Here is a 21,809-nt window from a genome sequence, read left to right as displayed (position 1 = left end):
ATGACGACTGAAAGGAGACCACCCATGCCCTCTTCTCCCTGCCCGCCTGTTTCCGACGCCGACTGGCCTGAGGAGATCGCTGATTTACGCGAGGGCTTTGCGGGCGCACTCAACGTTTATCGCACCATGGCCCATCACCCGGCCTTGCTTGAGGCGTGGGCACCCTTGCGCCAACACGTGGTTAAGGAGAATGCGTTAGGCCCGGAACTGACCGAAGTGGTGATTTTACGCGCGGGTTTACGTATGGGCTCAGCCTACGAATGGGCCCATCATGTTAGTCGTGCACTCGCGCAGGGATTCTCCGAACAGCGGATCACTGCTATTCGCGGTACTCCCGAAGGCGTTGACGGTCTTATCGTCAACGCCGTGGATGCGCTGTTCGATGAACGCATGCTGGCCCAGGAGCAGGAAGCAGAACTTGCTGAGGCGATCGGGCGCAAGGCAGTGATCGACCTGATCGCCATGGTGGGTTTTTATTCGGTATTGGGCTATCTGCTCAAAACCTACGACACACCGATTGACGACGCTATTCAGCAACAGGCGCAAAAACAGCCAGCGCTATTTTCAATAGCGCCGGGTTCCAGCTCATAAAACAGCTGTGCTACCGGCTCCCCCTTTTAAAAGCGCATTACGCCAATTGCTTAACCAGCACCTTCGATTTGCGGGCGTGGTTATAGGTTTCACGCCTTAGCGTAGGTAGGTCTTCCAGGCTGGCGGCGCGGAAGCCGTGCTCCACAAACCAGTGGGCGGTGTGAGTCGTCAGCACAAATATTTCAGTTAAGCCGCGCTGGCGGGCGCGGCGCTCCATGGCCTCCACCAGGCGCTCGCCCCGCTCGCCGCCGCGGTAGCTATCGTGAACCGCCACACAGGCGAGTTCGGCAATGGTGGTATCCGTAAATACATGCAGCGCCGCGCAGCCAATCACCATACCGTCGCGCTCGATCACCATGTAGTCATCGATTTCGTGCTCCAGGCGTTCTCTTGAACGCGCCACCAGCATACCTCGGCGCTCTAGCGGTTCCAGCAACTCCAGCAGGCCCGCCACATCATTGAGCGTGGCCGGACGCAGCTGTTCGTAACGGTGCTGGGTAATCATGGTGCCCACGCCGTCCCGGGTGAACAACTCACCCAGCAGAGCATCGTGGTTGTGCCAGGAGAGCAGGTGCGTGCGCGCCACGCCTTCCCGTGCGGCGGTGCAGGCGGCCTGCAAATGGCGGGCGAGCTCGCTGCCTGGCACTGCGGCGCTTAAACGCGGCTCGGCTTCCGCTGGCGAAAGCTGGCGCAACAGCGCGCCCTGCTCATCCTCCAAACCTTCTGACTCACCGAGCAGAATCAGCTTGTCGGCCTTTAGTGCCACGGCGGCGTGCTGGGCGACTTCAGAGGCATCCAGATCGAACACCTCGCCGGTGCTGGAGAATCCCAGCGGCGGCAGTAGCACCAGCGAGCCTTTTTCCAGCAGGCCTTCAATGGCGCTGGCGCGCACCCGGCGCACTTCACCGCTGTGGTCGAAATCCACCCCTTCGCGCACGCCAAGGGGTTTGGCGGTGACAAGATTGCCGGAGATGACGCTGAGCTCTACGCCGTGCAGCGGCGTGCTGGGCAAGCCCAGCGAAAGCCGCGCTTCCAACCATAGCCGCTGATGGGCGGCGACCTGCTCCACATGGGCCATTACCGCACGGTCGGCGACCCAGCGGCCATCGATACGCGTGGGCTCTACGCCTGCGACCGTTAGCGCTTCATGCACCTGGGGGCGAATACCGAACACGACAACCAGGCGAACACCCAGGGTATGCAGCAGCGCCAAATCCTGAATCAGCTGCTCCCCTCGGCCAGACGCCATGGCTTCGCCTTCAATTAAGATGACAAAGGTTCGCCCCCGGTGGGCATTGATGTAGGGGGAAGCGTTACGGAACCAATCAACAAAGGGGAAGCGCGTATCCAAGGGCCGCTCTCCGGCAGCAGGTGAAAGAAAAACCAAGCGTTTATGACATCCAACCGGGTTACTTTACCAGAGCACAAAAAACAGCGGCACCTTCTAATGCAAATCTGCTCGATCTAATGCAGATAAACATGAAGATGCCGCTGTGATGGTATGGCTTTGCTACTGCTAAGCGCATTTGAGCCTGTTTTTAGCCAAACATGCCCTTGAACATAAAGAAGAACAGAATCGCGAGACCTGCCCCTGCGGGCAGCGTAATCAGCCACGACGCTGCAATAGTGCCGATAACCCGCAGGTTGAGAGCTGTCATACCGCGCGCAAGGCCGACGCCTAAAATGGCCCCTACCAGTGTGTGGGTCGTCGAAATCGGCAGGCCAGTGCCCGAGGCCAGCACCACCGTAGTAGCGGCCGCCAGGGTAGCGGCAAAGCCACGGCTGGGGGTCAGCTCCGTAATCCCGGTGCCCACGGTAGCGATGACCTTATGACCGTAGGTGACCAGACCCACCACGATGCCGCCGCCGCCAAGTACCAGCACCCACCAAGGCACCAGTGCAGAGCCGCCAATTTCACCACCGGTTTGCACCACGCTGATGACTGCCGCCAGCGGGCCAACCGCATTCGCCACATCGTTGGAGCCGTGGGCAAAGGCCATGGCGCAAGCGGTGAAGATCATCAGCACGCCGAACACGCGCTCTACGTTGGCATAGCCGAAGTGGTCATTGGTATTGTGCTCGAACTTGATACGCCGCTGCATGATCAGGCCAACAAACATGATCACCAGGCCCAGCAGGATCGATAGCAGTAGGCTTTGATTGAAGGTTAGATCCAGCCCAACATGGGATAACCCTTTGGTCAGCGTGACCATCGAAACGATGAAACCTACCAGAAACACATAGCCGGGTACGTAGCGTTTGGCGGCCGAGAATGGGTTGGCGTCCTCGAAAATCAGGTGGTGTACCGATTTAAACAGCACGAAACCGATGGTGCCTGCTAACAAGGGGGAGACCACCCAACTGGCGGCAATCTTGCCTACCGCGCCCCAGTCCACGGTGGCAGGGCCTAGCCCTGCCACCGCAAAGCCTACGATCGCACCGACAATTGAGTGCGTCGTGGAAACCGGCCAGCCTTTCATGGAAGCCACTAGCAACCATGTTCCCGCCGCCAGCAGTGCTGCCAGCATGCCGTAGACCAGCAATTGCGGGTCACCCTGTAGCAGCTCGGGGTCGATGATACCTTTACGAATCGTATTGGTAACTTCGCCACCGGCTAGCCAGGCACCCAGGAATTCAAAAATGACCGCAATCAGGATGGCCTGCTTGATAGTGATCGCTTTCGACCCTACCGAGGTTCCCATGGCATTGGCGACGTCGTTGGCGCCAACGCCCCAGGCCATGAAAAAGCCAAACAAACAGGCCAGGATGATAAAGATTTCACCGTGCTGGGCAATAATCAGCATGAAAGTCCCCTTAGCGGGCAGTCAGGATCTGCAGACGGCTACCCACGCGCTCGGCGCGGTCGGATAGTTCGCCAACCCATTCAATGATCTTGTAAAGAAAGATCACATCCACTGGTGGTAGCTGGCTTTCAAGCGAAAACAGCTGACGGCGAATGGTGATCTGTTGGTCATCGGCTTGGTGTTCGAGGGTGTGCAGCTCACGGATCATTTTCTGCATCACGTCAGAAACGTTTTTGCCAAAGCCGGACTCAAGCAGATCCTTGAGCTCCTCCAGCGCTTGGCGCGCTTGGGCCACACAGGCAACGCTGGTGCGGATGTAATTGCGCATCGGCTCGGCAAGTTCATCCGGCACGCGCATTTTACGCCCCAGCATAATGCCGGTAATGTCACGCACCTTATTGGCGATTTTGTCCTGTACGCTGATCAGGTCGAGCAGGTCAGAGCGCGACACTGGCAAAAACAGGGTGTTGGGTAGATTCAACCGCAGCTCTGTTTTCAGCGTATCGGCGTCATGCTCTAAACGGGTGACGTTTTCGCGCAGCTCAGCCGCTTTGTCCCAGTCATCAGCCAGGGTCGCTTCAAAAAACGGCAATAGCTGATCGGCGCACTCATTCGCCTTGACGATATGGGCCAATAGCGGCTGGAATGGCGAGCGGCCAAACATCGAAGAAAAAGGATTGGAGGTAACCATAATGCCTTTTAGCCTATTTTCGGGGAGCCGGGAAATGGCGGCGCCAGTATAAAGAGTGCGCCCGCCGCCGTCATGAAAAGTTCACAAATGTAATCAAATATTCATCTAAATGTCACGATAACGAGGTGGCGAGCATCATGAAAAGCCCAAACCCCATGGAAGTGGAACTTAAGCTGGCCCTTGCCCCCGCAGGGCCTGCGGCGTTGGCTCAACACCCTCATCTCGCTTCTCATCCCGTACGTAAGCAAGCGCTGACCAACACCTACTTTGATACCCCCCAGGGCGATTTGGCCAAGGCACGCATTGCGCTGCGCCTGCGCCAGGTAGATGGCCAAGTGCTGCAAACGGTAAAAACCGCCGGACAGGGTGGCGGCGGGCTCTCGCAACGCGAAGAGTGGGAGTGGCAGGTGGCTGGCCCCCAGTTGGATCTCTCCTCGCTTGCCGAGCTACCTCCTTTTCAAGGTGAGCTTAGCGGTGTGTTAGATGCCCTCGTACCCCAGCTCAGCACCGATTTCACACGGCACAGTTGGCAGCTAAAAGAGAGCGCGCACGGCCAGGAGAGCCATATCGAGCTGGTGTTGGATGAGGGCGAGATTATTAGCGGTGGCTACCGCACGCCCATTCGCGAAGCAGAGCTGGAATTAAAAGGCGGCGAGCCGGAAGCACTGTGGGCGTTGGCCTTAACGCTGGCTGAGCGAGTGCCGCTGCGACCTTCGGACAGCAGCAAGGCATCCCGTGGCAATGCCCTTAGCACCCGACACTGGCCTCTCCCCGAAGCGCACTCGCCGGCGGAGTGGCTCCACCGTGCCACGCTGGCGCTGGACGCCTACCACGACAACCAACAAGCCAGCTTTCTAAACGATGCTCAGCAGGCGCTGGCCACCCTCGCCGAGCATCCCGAACTGGATGCCACCGCACGCGCTTATGCTCAGGCGCTTCCTGGGGCGCTCGATGCGTACGGCCAGCCCAAGGCTGCCTACGGTAAAGCGGCATTGGCACTCGCCCATCGCTTGGCGTACCAAACCGCGCTACGCTAGCGTTTAACACCCTTTTTAGCACAGCATTGAGGCTCACTTCAGGATGATGCGATGAATTTTCACCTAACACCCGGTGCAGAAGGCCTACGCACCCGCCTATTTCATATCATCTTTGAGTCTGACACGCCGGGGGCAAAAGCCTTTGATATCGCCTTGATCGTGGCCATTCTGATGAGTGTCACGGTCATAATGTTGGACAGTATCGAGAGTTATGACGAACGCTATGGTGAAGTGTTTTTCTACCTTGAATGGATGTTTACGCTGCTTTTCACCATTGAACTGGCGCTACGTATCTACTGCCTGGAAAAGCCGACGCTCTATTTAAGAAGCTTTTACGGGATCGTCGATCTGATTGCCGTGCTGCCCACATGGCTAGTGCTTTTGGTACCCGGTGCCCACGGACTGGTGATTGTTCGTCTGCTGCGGGTACTGCGTATTTTTCGTATTCTGCGCCTGATGGAGTTTGTCGGCGAAGCGCGACTGCTGCTGGATGCACTCAAACGGAGTCTGCGTCAGATTCTGCTATTCTTTAGCGCCATCTTGATGGTCATCACGCTTTTCGCAGCCTTGATGTACACCATAGAGTCTCCCGAGGCGGGCTTTACCAGTATTCCCATGTCCATGTACTGGGCTATCGTCAGCATGACCACCGTCGGCTACGGCGACATTGTGCCTGCTACCTCGCTGGGCAAATCCATTACCGTGATTCTGATGCTGCTCGGCTACTCAATCATTGCCGTGCCTACGGGGGTATTCTCCGCTCAGGTGATTCGCTCGATCCGTGAAGAGCGTTACTCAGAAGAAGCCTGCCCCGGCTGCGGTCACGAACGTCATGAAAAACGCGCCCGCTACTGCCTGCGCTGCGGCACTTGGTTAGACGAAGACAGCGAAGACCCGCGGAAAAAAGACGACGACAAAAACGCGCCCCAGGATAGCTAAACCAGATAGCCAAACCAGGGGCGCGCAACGTTTATTCAGTGCGGTACAGAGTAGTTATTTAACCGATCACTCCACTTCGTGTGGGGCTTCCCAGGCGTCTAACTCAGCCTCGCTCCAGGCGCCATAGGTAGCGTTGGGGAACACGATCCAGTCGTTGCCAAAACGCTCGGCATTCTCCTCAACAAGTGCATGCTGCTGATCAAGGTCGGCGCCCGCGAAGTCACCCGCGAAATCATGAAGGGAATCACCCAGCTGCATCACCAGGGTGTGGTTATCCACCACTTCCGCGCGGCGCTCCGCCTTGGCAGGCCCCAGCAACATCACACTCTGTTCAGAGACCTGGGGCAGCTCTAGCGCTTCCAAGGTGGCGATAGTGTCGGCCTCGTTCTCCTGGTAGCGATCAGAGACATAAAAAATGGCCACGCCCTGCTCGTCCGCGTAATCCAGGAAGTCTTTGGCCCCCGGCATTAAACGCGGCTCGCCTTCACGCTCCCAATGCTTCCATGTATCCCAGGTGGTGTAGTCGTGGCACGCCTGCATATCGCGAACCAACAGCGCGCTGTTATCCAGTACCGTTTCATCCAGGTCGGTAATGATCGCTAAGCCATCACTGCCGCCATGCGCCTCAATCTGATCTTCAAGCCGGTAGGTGGCGAGGGCAAAACCCTGACGCTGCAGAGCAGCGGCTTCAGCAGACTGCTGTTGATAGCGCAGGCCCATTGCATAGGCTTCCTGGGCACACATTTCTGCGTCATCGCTATCCGCGTGGCTGGTCAGTGGTAAAGCGGCAAGGCTGGCTAGGGCTGCAAGGGTGCAGAGGCGAGAAGGGAATGGCATCGTCATTGAATGATCTCCAGGGATAGGCAATCTCAAAAAGACGAGGCGATTCCTCGCCTTAAAGGATTACGATTTATTATCGAAAAGAACCGTAAGGATCATATTTTATTTTCATTGAACAATCAAATAACTAAAAACAGAAAAAAATCCCCCGTTCACTAATATTACGAACCGGGGATTTGTCTTGAAGTGTGCTTTTAAACGACGAAAGGAGAGATATCGCCGCGCCCTTCACGGATGATTTTCGGCGGCAGTTCGCGTAGGTCGATGACGCTGGTGGGGTCTAAATGGCAGGCGCCGCCGTCGATAATGGCATCCAGGTGGGCGCCAAAACGCTCGCGGATCTCTTCCGGGTCGTTCATGGGCAGGTCATCGCCCACCGGAATCAACGTGACGCTCATCAATGGCTCACCCAGTGCGGCCAATAATGCGTGGGTAATGCGGTGATCCGGCACGCGTACGCCAATGGAGCGACGCTTGGGGTGCAGCAGCAGGCGCGGCACTTCTGAGGTAGCATCCAGAATATAGGTGTAAGGCCCTGGGGTGTGGGCTTTCAGCAACCGGAACACATCGTTATCCACCTTGGCGTAGGTGCCAATTTCCGAAAGATCTGAGCACACCAGGGTGAAGTTGTGTTTATCGTCCAGCGAACGTATCCACTTAATCTTCTCGATGGCTTTTTTCTCACCCAGGTGGCAGCCAAGGGCATAGCCCGAATCGGTGGGGTACGCGACCACACCGCCTTTACGAATGATCGCAATCGCCTGGTCGATGAGGCGCTTCTGGGGGTTTTCCGGGTGAATCTGAAAATATTGACTCATTACTTACTCCTATCCGTAGGCATTATTCATTACAGCATAGCTTAAGCGCTAAGCGAATCATCCCGCTTCCAGCCTGCCTGGCGGAGCATCGCGCAGGTGAACCAACCGGGGATGCTGCCATATGGGTGGCGCCGCCGTGCGCGGCACTAGGCTCATGCTACCGGGGGCCGCATGACTGCCAGGGAAGTGAAAATCGCTGCCCATGGAGGCATAAAGGTCGCGCTCCACTAGCTGACGCGCCAGGTCGCGGGTGCTGTCCGGGTTCTGCTGGCCGCTGACCAGTTCGACCGCTTGGCCGCCCGCCGCCTGGAAGGTATCCATCAACAGGCCACGCTTACGCCGGGTTAAACCGTGGCGCAGTGGATGGGCAATGACCGCGACGCCTCCGGAATCGACAATCCAGCCCACCGCTTCGCTAATTTCCGGCCAGTGAGCTTTAACATCGCCCTTTTTGCCGCTGCCCAGATAGCGCTTGAAGGCGCTGGCCCAGTCGGGCACCACGCCTTCCGCCACCAGCGCGCGGGCAAAGTCCGGGCGGCCTAGCGGGCGATCACTGCCTGCGTGCAGTCGCGCTTTTTCCAGCGCGTTGGATAAACCGACTTTTTCCAGCCTTTCGGCGATCACTGCTGCACGCTGAATCCGCGCTTCACGCTGCTGAATCAGGCCTTCCACCAGCGCTCCCTGCAAGCCACCGGGCATCAGCGCCACCACATGGATATTGACGCCCTGCCAGCGTGTGGATAACTCACAGCCGGGGATAAGACACAGCCCTGCTTGCCCCGCCGCGTGGCCCGCTTCTTCAATGCCGTCCATGGTATCGTGATCGGTGAGCGACATGTGCGTCAGCCCGCGTTCAGCACACAGGGTTACCAGCTCGGTGGGCGTTAAGGCGCCATCGGAAGCGGTTGAGTGCATGTGCAAATCAACTGGGTAGCGCTGATCGGCATCAAAGGTAGTGGGAAGTCGAGGCATAAGCATGACGCCGTGTGGCCAGTTTGTCAGAATGCGCTTTTCAGCTGTGAATAACCCCTTTGCAATGGGTAAGATATGGTGCGCGCTTATGCCAGTGCGGTCAATTAACGGTTACTTTCCATCCTCGTCTTATCAAGGAGTTATACCTAAATGCTGTATGCCATTATGAGTGAAGATGTACCCAATAGCTTAGAGCGTCGCTTGGCGGCTCGGCCCGACCACTTGGCGCGCCTGGAAGCGCTGCGTGATGAAGGCCGCGTGGTACTGGCAGGCCCCCACCCTGCCATCGACGCTGAAAATCCTGGTGATGCAGGCTTTTCCGGCAGCTTGGTAGTGGCGGAATTCGACAGCCTGGAAGATGCCCAGGCCTGGGCCGACGCCGACCCATACATGATTGCAGGGGTGTATGCCAAGGTAATTGTTAAGCCGTTCAAGAAAGTTATGCCTTGACGCCAATAAGCGAGTGTGGAGGGTTCGCCGGCTTTTTCACAGAGCCTGTGGAAAACTCTGTGCAAACCCGGCGGACGCTTTGCGCTAAGCCAGAGATAACGCCAGCGCTGACAAATTGATCATTTTTTAACCACCTGTTCATCAATACGGATACCTGCGTGACCCAACGTTCAAACGCTTTGCCACCGCTTGCGGCATTAACGATGCCAACCCTTACCTGGAACGAGGGCGCCCCCCACGCAACAGCGTTTGATGACATCTATTTCACCCGTGGTGACGGGCGCGCAGAGACCGAGCATGTTTTTCTAGGCGCCAACCACCTTCCCGAGCGTTTTGCCGCCTGGGAAGCCGCGCGGCCCTTTGTGATTGGCGAAACAGGCTTTGGCACCGGGCTCAATATGCTCTGCGCCTGGGCCTGTTTTGAGCAACATGCGCCACCCAGTGCACGGCTGCATCTGTTATCCACAGAGAAGTTTCCCCTTGAGCTAGGCGCCCTTGAACAAGCATTAGCGAGCTGGCCCTCGCTGGCGACTTATGCACAGACACTCTGCGCCCAGTGGCCCGCCGCTGTGAGCGGTATTCACCGCCTGCACTTAACCGATCGCGTCACCCTTGATCTGCATTTTGGCGATACCACTGAGCGCCTGGAGCAGTTGGATGGCCGGGTCGACGCTTGGTTTTTAGACGGCTTTGCACCGTCTAAAAACCCCGATATGTGGCAGCCTGAATTGTTTAACGCCATGGCCGCGCGTTCTCGCCCCGGTGCAACTTTCGCCACCTTTACCTGCGCAGGCATCGTTAAGCGGGGCCTGAAAGCGGCGGGCTTTAACTGGAAGAAAGTGCCGGGCTATGGCCGCAAGCGGGAAATGCTAGCGGGCAGTATCGAAACCCCGCCTGCGGATCACCGACGCCAGGCCACGCCCTGGTTTACCCTACCGCCTGCGGCTTTCTCAAAGCATGCTGAGAAGCACGCTGCCATGCATGTCGCAATTGTCGGCGCCGGGTTGGCGGGAAGCAGCGTAGCGGCAGCGTTGGCACGGCGGGGCATTAAGGTAACGGTGGTCGAGCGCGAGGCGCCCGGTGCAGGCGGTTCGGGTAATCGCCAGGGCGCGCTGTATGTAAAGCTCGCCGCTGAGACCAATCACCAAAGCCGGGTGTATCTCGCTGGACTGCTGTATAGCCAGCGCTGGTTGGCGCAACAACACGCTAACCAAACCTTATGGCAGCCCTGCGGCGTGGTGCAGCTAGCAAGCAGCGATAAAGAGGCGCGCCGCCAGCAGCGCTTTATCGAGCAACACCCGCTGCCACCTGAAGTCGTCACGGGCATGGATAACCCGACATTAACCGAGACGGCGGCAATCACCGTTAGCGCACCTCACGGGCTTTATTATCCACAGGCAGGCTGGGTAAGGCCCAAGGCGCTGTGTGAGCACTTGCTTAGCCAACCAGGCATTAGCTTGCAGCAAGGTGAGGTTAGCTCCCTTACCCAGCGAGAGACCGGATGGCAGCTCAACTTGGCCGATGGCAGCATGTTGATGGCGGATCAGGTGGTGATTGCCAGCGCCCATTTGGCCAATCGTTTTTCACAAACTGCTGAGCTGCCGCTGCAGTCGGTGCGTGGCCAGATTAGCGAGCTAACGCTACCCGATGAGATGGCGGGCCCTAAACGCGTCGTATGTGCTGGCGGCTATGTAGCGCCTGCTCTAGATGGCGTGCTGACCTTCGGCGCTAGCTTCGTCCCCAATAAAGCGACGACTGATGTCACGGCTGAAGACCACCAGCGCAATATCGATGAGCTGCGCCAAACGCTGCCGGCGCTGGTAGAAGAATTGGAACAGGCAGGCATTGAGCTAACGCCGGAACACCTTAAGGGTCGCGCCGCTGTGCGTGCAGCAAGCCCCGACAAAACCCCTTACGCAGGGCCGGTGCCGGTGGCAGAAGCGTGGCGGGAAGACTATTCGCTGCTGAGCAAGGATGCCACCCGCGTGGCGGAGACACCTGGCAGGCACTATCCCGGCCTGTGGATATCCACCGCCCACGGCTCGCGTGGGCTCGCCAGCGCGCCGCTCTGTGCCGAGGTAATCGCCTCACGAATCTGCGATGAGCCAATGCCGCTGGAGGCACCGTTGGTCGACCATTTACACCCAGGGCGGCGGATAATCAGCGCGATTATTCGGGGTGAAAACAAATAGAGGAAAGGCTTAAATATCGCCCTCTTCCTCGTCGTCGGCGATATCGCGGCCAAACGAACGCCACTGAGCCAGGGTCATCACTTCGGTCATTTCTAGCTCAAGGTCGTGGGCGATAATCAGCTCATTGCGCTCAAGCTGCTTTTTCAGCTCAACTACCCAGCCGTGCATGCCCTCGCCCGTGGTGTCAGTGGTATCGTAGCCCTGGCGGGTCACAAACGCCTCCAGCAGGGCATTGAGGGTGTCCGGTGGCAGCATTCGGGCAGGTACTTCAATAAAACGGCTCATTAACGCTGCTCCCACTCTGCCAAACGTTCGATAAAGGTGGCTTCGTCCACAACTTCCACCCCCATCTGTTCGGCTTTGGTAAGTTTACTGCCCGCCGCTTCGCCTGCGACCAGGCAGGTAGTCTTCTTCGACACACTGCCCGCCACCTTGGCACCCAGCGCCTGCAAACGCGCCTTGCCCTCATCCCGGGTCATACTCTCCAGAGAACCGGTAAGCACCCAGGTCTGGCCTTCCAGCGGCGTGGGGCCTTGGGTGACTTCCGCCTCCTGCCAGGTAATGCCTGCTTCAATCAGCGCGGCAATGGTTTCCTGGTTGTGCGGTTGGCGGAAGAAAGTATGCACATGGGCGGCCACAATCGGGCCGACATCATTGACCGCTTCCAGCGCTTCCAAATCAGCGGCTTGAATGGCGTCCAGGGTGCCAAAGTGGTTGGCGAGATTGGCCGCCGTCGCCTCGCCTACTTCACGAATACCTAATGCATAAATAAACCGCGCCAAGGTGGTCGACTTAGCGGTTTCTAGCGCGTTGACCAAGTTGGTAGCTGACTTCTCGCCCATACGCGGCAGGCTTTTAAGCTGCTCTACTGTCAGGTGAAACAGCGCCGCCGGGGACTCCACCCAATCCAAATCAACTAACTGCACGATCAGCTTTTCGCCCAAACCGTCAATATCCAGCGCTTTGCGACTGGCGAAATGCTTGAGCGCTTCTTTACGCTGCGCCGCGCAGTAAAGCCCACCCGAACAGCGAGCGACCGCTTCGCCTTCAATACGCTCGATATCCGAACCGCACACCGGGCAGTGCTCGGGAAAAACGATCGCCCTGGCATCCGCTGGCCGTAGCTCGGTATTCACGCTCACCACTTGGGGAATCACATCACCGGCCCGGCGTATCGACACCGTATCGCCGATCATGACATCCAAGCGTTTGATCTCATCAGCGTTGTGCAGTGTCGCGTTAGACACCGTCACACCGGCTACGGAGACCGGTTCCAGGCGGGCCACGGGCGTAATCGCTCCGGTACGGCCGACCTGGAACTCCACATCGTTAAGCGTGGTGACCTCTTCTTGAGCCGGGAACTTAAACGCCACCGCCCAGCGCGGCGCGCGGGCAACAAAGCCTAGTTCACGCTGGTGGCGCAGATCGTTCACCTTGATCACCACGCCGTCGATATCAAAACCTAAGTCGTCGCGCTTTTCGCCCAACTGTTCACAGTAATCGGCAACCGCCTGCGGGCCTTTGACCACCTTCAACTCTGAACTGGCGCGAAAGCCTAACGTGGACAAACGCTGCATTAATTCGCTGTGCGCAGTATCACCTAAATCCGGCTCCAGGCGTGCAGCCTGATAGGCGTGAAACTCTAGCGGGCGTTTTGCAGTGATGCGCGGATCCAACTGGCGCAGGCTGCCTGCCGCCGCGTTGCGCGGATTGGCAAAGACCTTGCTGCCCTCTTCCCGGGCGCGCTCGTTCAGCGCCTCAAAGCCCGCATGGCGCATTATGACCTCACCGCGTACTTCTAACAGCGCGGGCACGTTTTTACCTATCAGCTTGAGCGGCACCGAACGCAGCGTGCGCAGGTTAGAGGTAATACCTTCACCGGTGCGGCCATCGCCCCGGGTGGCTCCACTTACCAGCATGCCTTGCTCATAGACCAGCGAGACGGCTGCGCCGTCCAATTTTGGTTCGCAGGTAAACTCAAGGTCATCTGCCTTGCACTCTAGGCGCTCAGCAACGCGCTCGGCAAAGGCGTGGATATCATCACGGCTAAAGGCGTTATCCAGCGACAGCATGGGGATTGCATGGGCCACCGAAGGAAAGCCATCCGCAGGGGCGGCCCCAACACGCTGAGTGGGCGAATCGGGAGTGACCAACTCGGGGTGCTCAGCCTCCAACTGCTGTAAGCGCTGAAATTTGCGATCGTAGTCGGCATCCGTGAGCGTCGGTTCATCGAGCACGTAGTAACGGTAGTTGGCCTCGTCCAGGGCGGCCCGCAGTTGGGTAATCTCTTCCAGCGGTTGAGAATCAGACTGACTCATTTGAATGGGTTCCAGACTCGCAGCAAAAGTGCAAAAATTTGAAAATACAAAATGTGCTGCGTATTGAACAGAAACACCCGCCTTCTGGCAAGAAGGCGGGTGTTACGCAGCAACTGATGCGTCGTCAGTTAATGGTCGACGTTTAGCGCGCTTGCATCTGACGATGTAGCCTATGGCGACGCTCAAACTCTCGCACTCGCTGGCGGGCGAATTCGATTGTTTGTGCGGTCATCACACTACGGTTTTCGTCTTTAAGCTCTCCGCCCATATGGCGAACCACGACCATGGCGGTTTCTACCATCGCCTCAAAGGCGGCTGAGCTATCAATAGCGCCGGGTAGCGGCATCAGCAGCGTGATACCAGGGGTCATAAACTCACCCATCTCTTCGATGGGGAAAGTGCCTGGTTTCACCACGTTGACCATCGAGAACTGCAGTTCGCTATCATCACTCTCGGTTTCAAAGCGGTGGAAAACACCCATTGCACTACTGTAGCGCAACCCGCAAACCATCATCAGTTCCAGCAGTTTGGTACCGTCGAAACCTTCGGGGTCTCTAGAGAGAACGCTAATGACAACGACTTCTTCAGCATTGGAAAGCGTTTCCTTGGCGTGTTCACCGCTTACATCGTGGCGCAGGGCTTTTTCCAGCGTTGGATGTATGCGGACACTCTCATTCACTCCAAGCTCGCTTTCAGCGTGGCGGTCATCAACGCCAAAGCTCTCTTCAAAACCCTCTTCGTGGGCGGCATACTCACTGCCTTCATAGCGAAGCGCTTCTTCATCGACAGCACGCTGCTGGGCAGCGAGCCTATCTGCAGCGGCCGCACTGGCCGCCGCTGCTTCACGATTTCGTTCTTCACGAGCTAGGGCCTGCTCTTGAGCGAGGCGGGCGCGCTCTGCTTCAGCGGCCTCTTTGGCTTCACGCTTCTGCTCTGCTTCCAGCGCTTTGCGTTCGGCCTTCTGCTTGGCCAAGGCTTGATCACGCACCGCTTTCTCAGCTTTCTTACGCTGTTTCTCTTTACGCCGCGCAATCAAACGACGTTTTAGCGAGCGCCCCATACCTTCAAAGTCGACCAGGCGATACTCATCAACTTCATCATCGTCCAACTCGTCGTATTCGCCCACTGTATCAGAGCGCAGTTGACGCCGTTTAGGTGATGAGTGCTGATTGGCATGTTTGGCAAATACCGCGTCTTCAGGCTCTACCCGCAGTACAGGCTCTTGCTCGGAGCGTGGCAGCGCCATTTCACTATTGGCTTCACTGGCGGCCGTTTCACTGACAGCGGTTTCGTTAGCGGTAAACGGTGGCTTCTCCGCAGCGACAGAGTGAGGCTCTTCAGCATTCATTTCTGCCACTGACGGACTTGGCGTGGCAGCAGCAGAATAAGCAGGCTGCTCGGTGTAGGATTCCGATTGTGAAGATGGATCTGGTTGCGAAGATGGATCCGGCTGCGAAGATATAGCCGCCTTGGGTTGCAACGTTTCAGTTTGCAAAGACTCATTTTGCAAAGAGTCCGTCATGGAGATACTGGGTTCGCGACGCTCATGTTCAGTCGGCACAGCGGTAGAAGTAGCCGAGGTAGAAGCCACTGGCTGCTCTGCCTTAACCTCCGGTTTAGCGGCTGTCTTAGCAGCAGCACTATTAACGGCAACACTTGGCGCTGGTTTTGCAACTGATCCGGCTCTATCCCGTTTCTCTGCCTTATCTGCTTTGCGTTTTGCCGCTTTAGCAGAGGCCGAACGTCTAAACTCAGAAAGCACCCTAGAGGGCCCAGGGTGCTCTTGACGTTCTAACTTTGGTTTATTACCTAAGCCACTATAGTCTGCGGGTTTAACAACTCGAGCACCGCCATTAGGAAGTTCCCAATTGATCTCCGCGGCTTTAGCAGCCTCTTCGGGATCATCTAGCGAACTGCCGGAAAGATCTTTCTCCGCCTGATCCAGACGGGGTACACGTCGCTGACGTTGAAGCCTTCGCGCACCGTCAATAACGATGAGCGATACCAACGCCAGCCCTAATATGATTAGCCACTCTCTTAGTTCCATGTCGAACGTTCCATGGTCGTCTTGCCGTTTGCTAAGGCACAGGGTCTAAAAAGGCATGCCTGAATTTGATAACTGTAACTGCTATTTAATAAGTGCTTGCCACCAAGCATAGCGCGATTATAGTGAAAATGGCCAATTTTTGCTGCATTTAACGCGATTTTCACGGCTTGGAAAATTTTGAGACGCCTTAAGGCGAGAAATTTCGACCTTAACTTCAAACAAAAGTGCCACGATCATTTGATCTAACATCTATAAATAGCTTTATAAAGGAATCCTGGAAGCAAGAAAAGCCGTTTTGACAACCAACTCACCTACCAGTGCATATTTTCTCTATAAGCCGTTTAACCATCCCAAGCGCTCTATTACTAAGGGTAATATAGTTAAGTTGGAGGCTTGGGGATATTTTTTTACGCTTTTAGCCTAGCATCAATCTCTCAATGTTAATCGCGTTCACGCTGATCTGTTACTCGCGCCCAGAAGTTTTCGGCCGCAACGCTTAATGGGGCTACTGGCCTCACGAGATGGATTTGCAACGGGATATCCCAGCTTTCATCAAACGCCCGCACCAATCGGCCATCGCTAATTTCTTGCTCTGCAAGGCTTTTTGGCAACCAAGCTACTCCTTTCCCCTCTAATGCCATCGACATCAATACGGCGGCCAGGTGGCTACTAAACTGTGCTTTAAGCGCTAACACCTCGCCATTGTCGTATAAACGGTGAGCCACAATGCGCCCAAGGCCCGACGCTTCCGTATAGGCCAAATAAGGCAATTGGTTGGCAGGGTTGCTCTCCAGTAACGAGCGGGCGACTAGCGCTATCAGGATGTCGTCGCCCACGTTTTGACTCACAAAGTGCTCCTGGGTCAATGGCGAAGGCACCTCAGGATGGCGATGACAGAGCAAAAATGGCACCTCGCCACGCACCAAAAGTTGCTCGCAGCCCTGCATGCTGTCTGAGTGAAGTTGGATCGTTTCAATCGGCGCGCCATTCTCGGCTTGGCGAATCCAGCGCGGAAAAAAGGTAAAAGAGAGCGAATGAGTGGCGGCGAACTGAAGGGTCTTTGCCGCTTTACCGGCCACCTCTTGTGCTTCTTCGCGCAGTCGATACAGGCGATTTGTCGCTTCAAACGCTCTGGCTTGAATATGACTACCAGCTTCGGTAAGCGTGGTGCCCTGGGGTGTCCGTATAAATAGGCTGACCCCCATCCACTGCTCTAACGAGCGAATGCGGCGGCTGAACGCTGGCTGTGTGATATGTCGCGCTTCTGCTGCCCGTACGAAACTGCCGTGTTCTGCCAGGGCGATAAAATCTTCGAGCCAAACAAGTTCCATGAGCAATGCCGTTTCAGCATGGGGTAGCGCAGTAATAGCATTGGTCGCGCTGTATTGTCACGCTTAATGTGGAGCTGTTCACCACTCAGGAGCACACCATGCGCATCGTTGAAATTCGCGAGAAAACCGTTTCTATCGCTTCGCCCATTGCCAATGCCTATATCGATTTTTCCAAAATGACCTGCTCACTTGTTGCCGTGGTCACGGATGTGATCCGTGACGGTAAGCCTGTGATTGGCTACGGGTTTAATTCTAACGGCCGCTATGGACAGGGTGCGCTGATGCGCGAGCGTTTTTTTGACCGTATTAGCGAAGCCGACCCTGAAAGCCTTATTGATCAAGCGAATAACAATCTTGATCCCTTTGCGATCTGGAAAACCTTAATGACCAATGAAAAGCCCGGTGGCCACGGTGAGCGCTCCGTAGCGGTAGGCACAATCGACATGGCCGTTTGGGATGCGGTAGCCAAAATTGAAGGTAAGCCACTCTATCGGCTGCTGGCTGATCGTTACCGTAATGGCCAGACAGACGACAAAGTGTGGGTCTATGCGGCAGGCGGCTATTACTACCCTGGCAAGGATCACAGCAAACTACAGGATGAAATGCGCAGTTACTTGGATCGTGGCTATAGTGTGGTCAAAATGAAAATCGGTGCTGCATCGTTAGAAGAGGATCTACGCCGAATCGAAGCGGTCATCAAGGTCGTTGGTGATGGTAGTCGCTTAGCCGTGGACGCCAATGGTCGTTTTGACCAAGCCACCGCTATCGCCTACGCCGAAGCGCTAAAGCCCTACAAGCTGTTCTGGTACGAGGAGGCTGGCGACCCACTCGACTATGCCCTTCAAGCAGAGCTTGCCAACCACTACGAGCTGCCTATGGCCACCGGTGAGAACCTGTTCTCACATCAGGATGCGCGCAACTTGCTCCGCCACGGTGGTATGCGTGCCGACCGCGACTATGTGCAGTTTGATTGCGCACTCTCCTACGGCTTAGTGGAGTATATGCGTACCCTAGAAGTGATGGATGAGCTTGACTGGTCATCGCGCCGCGTGGTTCCCCACGGCGGCCACCAGATGTCGCTGAATATTGCCGCGGGTTTACAGCTAGGCGGCAACGAATCCTACCCGGACGTTTTCCAGCCCTTTGGCGGCTTTGCGGATGGTATTCGAGTGGAGAATGGCTATGTGGGGCTGCCCGATATTCCCGGCGTGGGCTTTGAAGCGAAGTCGACGCTTTATGCGGTAATGCGCGAGCTTGGTGAAGGTTAAAGACGAAGGGGCTTAATCAACCAACGCTGCCGCCTCTTCAATACCTACCGAGACTAACCGCGAGACGCCGGGCTCTTGCATGGTGACCCCCATCAGGCGCTCGGCGGCTTCCATGGCGATTTTATTGTGGGTGATGTAGATAAACTGAACGTTTTCAGACATCTCTTTCACTAACCGGGCATAGCGGCCCACGTTGGCGTCGTCCAAGGGGGCATCCACCTCATCCAGCATACAGAACGGCGCGGGATTAAGCTGAAAGATCGCGAATACCAGCGACAGCGCGGTGAGCGCCTTCTCGCCGCCCGAGAGCAGATGAATGGTGCTGTTTTTCTTACCCGGCGGGCGGGCCATAATCGCCACGCCGGTTTCCAACAGGTCATCGCCGGTTAGCGTTAACCAGGCGGCACCGCCACCAAATACCCGCGGGAAAAGGGTTTGTAGCCCAGTGTTCACCTGATCAAAGGTTTCCCGGAAACGTACGCGGGTCTCCTGATCGATGCGCTTAATTGCCCGTTCAAGGGTTTCCAGCGCTTCGGTCAGCTCAGCATGCTGCGCTTCCAGATAGTTACGCCGTTCGGCCTGCTGGTCGTACTCTTCAATAGCAGCAAGGTTGATCGCCCCCAGGCGGCGAATCTTGTCGGTGGTGCTTTCCAGACGCTCCTGCCAACGTGTCTCAGTGGCTTCCTGAGGCAGTTGCTCGGTGAGGGTTTCGACGTTATGTCCTAATTCAGCCAGCTGTTCGTCCTGAGTCGCGGCTTTGAGTGCCAGCGCCTGGGCATCCATTCGCCGCTGCTGTAGCTGCTCGCGGCTCTGTTCCAGGTTGCGCTCGTGCTGCTGGCGGGCTAGTTCATCGTTGCGCAGCTGCTCTGCCAGCCCCTGAGCCTGCTGTTTCGTGGCATTTAAGCGCCCCTCCTGCTGCTCGCGCTGGTGCAGCAGCTCCTCGAGCTCTTCTCCCGCCAGTTCGTCGGGCTCAAGCAGCATTTCCCGCGACTCTTCCAGCTCGGCAATCCGCAGCGAGAGCCGCTCTTCAGAGTCACTCGAACGCGCCTGCTGGGAACGCAGGCTATCGCGCTCGGCGCTTAAGCGTTCGCGCTCCAGCGCCAACGCCTGTTGCTGAGCTTTGAGCGGAGCGAGCTGTTGGGTTAGCTGATCACGTGCCTCACGCTGCCGGTTGCGCTGCTCGGCGCTGGTTTCCCGCGCTTGCGTCGCGCTCTCTAACTGCTCCATCGCCACATGCCAGCGGGCGCGCTGCTCGTCGATGGTAAGCGCTAACTCCGCTTCATCCTCTTGCAGCTGGGCGAGCTCTTCATCGAGTTCAGTGGCGCGACTTTCAAGATGCTCCAGCCGCTGGGCCAGGCTGCGCTCTTTTACCGCCAGCTGTTGCAAGGTGGCGGCGTGGGCGCGCTCCTGTTCGGCCTGCTGCTCACGGGCCTGCTCCAGCGTTTCAATGCTCTCACTGGCGGTTTCACACTGCGCTTCAGCGAGCGCCAGCGCTTCCTCTTCACTTTCGCGTTGGGCAGTCAGTTCGGCGAAGCGGCGGCGGGTTAATAGCAGCCCATCAATGCCTTCACCGTTGGCCTGCTGGTTCAGCCAGCCGCGGCCCAGCCAAACGCCATCCTGGCTTACCACGCTTTCACCGGGAGCAAGGTGCGCTACCTGCGCCTCCGCTTCTTCTGCCGTTTGCGTATAGTGAATGCTTGCTAACCATTCGCCCAACGCACCAGCGCCTTTGACCAAACTGTCCAAACGCTGGCCAGAAGTTGAGGCGGCGGGCGGTGTTTGATCAATCAGCCGCCACTCCGTGGCTAGGGCTTCAGGTAAAGCGGCCAGTTGGTGGCGATCCACCAGGCGGGCATTGAGCCAGGGCGCGAGCAGCCAGGAGACCAGCGTTTCCCAACCGGGTTCGACTTGCAGCACTTCACCCAGCTGCGGGGCATCCGCCAGGCCATGCGCTTCCAAGGTCGTGCCAATAGCAGGATCGTGATCCACCAAGGCAGCGTCGATGAGTGCTTGAAGTGAGGCCAACTCACCCTGGCGCTGACTGAGTTCAGCGCGCTGACTATCCCGCGCCTGAGTGGCCTGCTGATAGGCTGCTTTAGCATCACCGTAGCGCTGCTGCCATTGATCGCGCTGGGTTTGAAAACCTTCCGCCTGCTCCTCGGCCGCCGTCAACTGGGCCTGGCATACGGCGTGCTCTTCGCGCAGCGCGGTGAGATCGGCTACCTCGCTGCGCTGCTGACGGCGGCGCTGATTTTCCGCCTGCAAACGCTGAATACGTTGCTCAAGGTCGCGCAGCTGATCCTGGCTGCGATCCGCATCGCGGCTGGCATCCCGCCAGCGGGTTTCGGCATCGGCCCACTGCTGCTCGGCGGCTTCCAGCGCGGGGGAAGCGTCGGCCAGCGCCTGCTCCAGGCTTTCGAGCTGCTCCTCCAGCGCTTCATGCTCGGGGAGCAGATCGTCAAAGCGTTCGTCAATGGCGGCTAAGCGTTGCTGATCGCCTTCGCTAACGCGGCGCTGCTCGTCCAATTCGCGCCGAGCCGTGGCGATGTCGCTGGCCAGCTGGGTTTCACGGCTGCGCCGGTGGGCCTGATCCTGCTCTAAACGGGCGATGCGCGTAGTGGTTTCAAAGAACTGCTGCTGGTGGCGGTCGAGCACCTCAGAAAGCTCGTCGTGCTGCTCTCGGGCCTGCTCCAGGCGGGTTTCGCACTGGCGCACGCCGAAAACATCTTTTTCAACGGCTATTTCCAATTCGCGGACGCGGCTCTCTTGCTGCGATTGCTCGGCACGCAGGGCGCGCCCGCGCAGCAGCGCCAGCTCGCCCTTGAGCCGATACTCCTGTTCTTTGAGATCTTGATAGCGTTTGGCGGCTTCGGCCTGACGCTTGAGACGCTCTAGCTGTTTATCCAGCTCTTCGCGAATATCGTCAAGACGCTCCAGGTTCTCCTGAGTGCGTCGCATGCGGTTTTCGGTTTCCCGGCGGCGCTCCTTGTACTTGGAGATACCCGCGGCCTCTTCAAGCGTCGAGCGCAGGTCGTCGGGGCGGGCTTCGATCAGTCGCGAGATCATGCCCTGGCCGATAATCGCGTAGGAGCGCGGCCCCAGGCCGGTGCCCATAAACAGGTCGGCGATATCGCGGCGGCGGCATTTTTGGCCGTTAAAGAAGTAGTTGGATTGCCCATCCCGGGTGACCAAACGCTTAACGGCAATTTCCGCGTACTGGGCGTAAACGCCGCCCATGCCGCCGTCGCGGTTATCGAACTTGAGCTCTATGGACGCCTGGCTGATCGGTTTACGGCCGGTGGAGCCGTTAAAGATAACGTCGGCCATGGATTCGCCGCGCAGGGTTTTGGCGGAGGACTCCCCCATGACCCAGCGAACGGCGTCAATAATATTGGATTTACCACAGCCGTTGGGGCCCACGATGGCGGTCATATTGCCATCGAAAGGCACCGTGACCGGATCCACAAAGGATTTAAACCCGACTAAGCGAATCGACGTTAAGCGCATACCG

At 57.3% G+C, this 21,809-nt stretch carries 17 protein-coding genes; 6 read left to right on the top strand and 11 right to left on the bottom strand.

Annotation, left to right across the window (positions count from 1 at the left end; all coding sequences use genetic code 11):
* The first annotated feature begins 24 nt into the window (after window positions 1–24).
* Window positions 25–591 (top strand): carboxymuconolactone decarboxylase family protein, encoded by a 567-nt coding sequence (locus JI62_RS13635; RefSeq protein WP_088700677.1) that lies wholly within the window; start codon window positions 25–27, stop codon window positions 589–591.
* A 37-nt stretch (window positions 592–628) separates the two neighbouring features.
* Here JI62_RS13635 and argA read toward each other — a convergent pair whose 3' ends face one another.
* The 3 genes from argA to JI62_RS13620 form a co-directional block, all read right to left on the bottom strand.
* Window positions 629–1,942, bottom strand: coding sequence for an amino-acid N-acetyltransferase (argA, locus tag JI62_RS13630; RefSeq protein WP_088700676.1), 1,314 nt, complete (start codon window positions 1,940–1,942; stop codon window positions 629–631).
* Between the two features lie 187 nt (window positions 1,943–2,129).
* On the bottom strand, window positions 2,130–3,395 hold the full coding sequence (locus JI62_RS13625) for an inorganic phosphate transporter (RefSeq protein ID WP_088700675.1): 1,266 nt from the start codon (window positions 3,393–3,395) through the stop codon (window positions 2,130–2,132).
* A 10-nt stretch (window positions 3,396–3,405) separates the two neighbouring features.
* Window positions 3,406–4,086 (bottom strand): TIGR00153 family protein, encoded by a 681-nt coding sequence (locus JI62_RS13620; protein WP_088700674.1) that lies wholly within the window; start codon window positions 4,084–4,086, stop codon window positions 3,406–3,408.
* A 137-nt stretch (window positions 4,087–4,223) separates the two neighbouring features.
* Between JI62_RS13620 and JI62_RS13615 the strand changes: the two genes are divergently transcribed.
* A complete protein-coding gene (locus JI62_RS13615) occupies window positions 4,224–5,123 on the top strand; it encodes a CYTH domain-containing protein (RefSeq protein WP_088700673.1) in 900 nt (299 codons plus the stop codon).
* Between the two features lie 51 nt (window positions 5,124–5,174).
* On the top strand, window positions 5,175–6,062 hold the full coding sequence (locus JI62_RS13610) for an ion transporter (protein WP_088700672.1): 888 nt from the start codon (window positions 5,175–5,177) through the stop codon (window positions 6,060–6,062).
* 66 nt (window positions 6,063–6,128) lie between these two features.
* Here JI62_RS13610 and JI62_RS13605 read toward each other — a convergent pair whose 3' ends face one another.
* The 3 genes from JI62_RS13605 to JI62_RS13595 form a co-directional block, all read right to left on the bottom strand.
* Window positions 6,129–6,905 (bottom strand): 5'-nucleotidase, lipoprotein e(P4) family, encoded by a 777-nt coding sequence (locus tag JI62_RS13605; protein WP_088700671.1) that lies wholly within the window; start codon window positions 6,903–6,905, stop codon window positions 6,129–6,131.
* A 191-nt stretch (window positions 6,906–7,096) separates the two neighbouring features.
* Window positions 7,097–7,720 (bottom strand): L-threonylcarbamoyladenylate synthase, encoded by a 624-nt coding sequence (locus JI62_RS13600; protein ID WP_035576837.1) that lies wholly within the window; start codon window positions 7,718–7,720, stop codon window positions 7,097–7,099.
* Window positions 7,721–7,777: 57 nt separating this feature from the next.
* Window positions 7,778–8,698 (bottom strand): PHP domain-containing protein, encoded by a 921-nt coding sequence (locus JI62_RS13595; RefSeq protein ID WP_088700670.1) that lies wholly within the window; start codon window positions 8,696–8,698, stop codon window positions 7,778–7,780.
* A 144-nt stretch (window positions 8,699–8,842) separates the two neighbouring features.
* Here JI62_RS13595 and JI62_RS13590 point away from each other — a divergent pair, with 144 nt between their 5' ends.
* Both JI62_RS13590 and mnmC read left to right on the top strand, forming a co-directional pair.
* A complete protein-coding gene (locus tag JI62_RS13590) occupies window positions 8,843–9,142 on the top strand; it encodes a YciI family protein (RefSeq protein WP_088700669.1) in 300 nt (99 codons plus the stop codon).
* A gap of 158 nt (window positions 9,143–9,300) precedes the next feature.
* The gene (gene mnmC / locus JI62_RS13585; RefSeq protein WP_088700668.1) at window positions 9,301–11,334 is read left to right on the top strand and encodes a bifunctional tRNA (5-methylaminomethyl-2-thiouridine)(34)-methyltransferase MnmD/FAD-dependent 5-carboxymethylaminomethyl-2-thiouridine(34) oxidoreductase MnmC; all 2,034 of its coding nucleotides are present in this window, start codon (window positions 9,301–9,303) and stop codon (window positions 11,332–11,334) included.
* A gap of 9 nt (window positions 11,335–11,343) precedes the next feature.
* On the opposite strand, the gene JI62_RS13580 is transcribed toward mnmC, so the two are convergent.
* From JI62_RS13580 to JI62_RS13565, 4 genes are all read right to left on the bottom strand, one after another.
* Window positions 11,344–11,619, bottom strand: a complete 276-nt coding sequence (locus JI62_RS13580) for a YheU family protein (RefSeq protein WP_035576829.1) — start codon at window positions 11,617–11,619, stop codon at window positions 11,344–11,346.
* Entirely contained in the window at window positions 11,619–13,652 is a 2,034-nt protein-coding gene (gene ligA, locus JI62_RS13575) for an NAD-dependent DNA ligase LigA (protein ID WP_088700667.1), read from the bottom strand. Before ligA ends, JI62_RS13580 begins: the two co-directional genes overlap by 1 nt.
* 142 nt (window positions 13,653–13,794) lie before the next feature.
* Window positions 13,795–15,699, bottom strand: coding sequence for a cell division protein ZipA (gene zipA / locus JI62_RS13570; RefSeq protein WP_088700666.1), 1,905 nt, complete (start codon window positions 15,697–15,699; stop codon window positions 13,795–13,797).
* 440 nt (window positions 15,700–16,139) lie between these two features.
* A complete protein-coding gene (locus JI62_RS13565; RefSeq protein WP_088700665.1) occupies window positions 16,140–17,030 on the bottom strand; it encodes a LysR family transcriptional regulator in 891 nt (296 codons plus the stop codon).
* Between the two features lie 98 nt (window positions 17,031–17,128).
* Between JI62_RS13565 and JI62_RS13560 the strand changes: the two genes are divergently transcribed.
* Complete coding sequence (locus JI62_RS13560; RefSeq protein WP_088700664.1) at window positions 17,129–18,298, top strand: mandelate racemase/muconate lactonizing enzyme family protein; 1,170 nt, start codon at window positions 17,129–17,131, stop codon at window positions 18,296–18,298.
* 12 nt (window positions 18,299–18,310) lie between these two features.
* Here JI62_RS13560 and smc read toward each other — a convergent pair whose 3' ends face one another.
* A complete protein-coding gene (gene smc, locus JI62_RS13555) occupies window positions 18,311–21,805 on the bottom strand; it encodes a chromosome segregation protein SMC (RefSeq protein ID WP_088700663.1) in 3,495 nt (1,164 codons plus the stop codon).
* Window positions 21,806–21,809: the final 4 nt, after the last annotated feature.

Origin of the sequence: Halomonas campaniensis, assembly GCF_002211105.1 — a bacterium.
Taxonomy (GTDB): domain Bacteria; phylum Pseudomonadota; class Gammaproteobacteria; order Pseudomonadales; family Halomonadaceae; genus Vreelandella; species Vreelandella campaniensis_A.
Note: the sequence above shows the minus strand (reverse complement) of the source record. Positions and strands in the feature narration are given on the sequence as shown.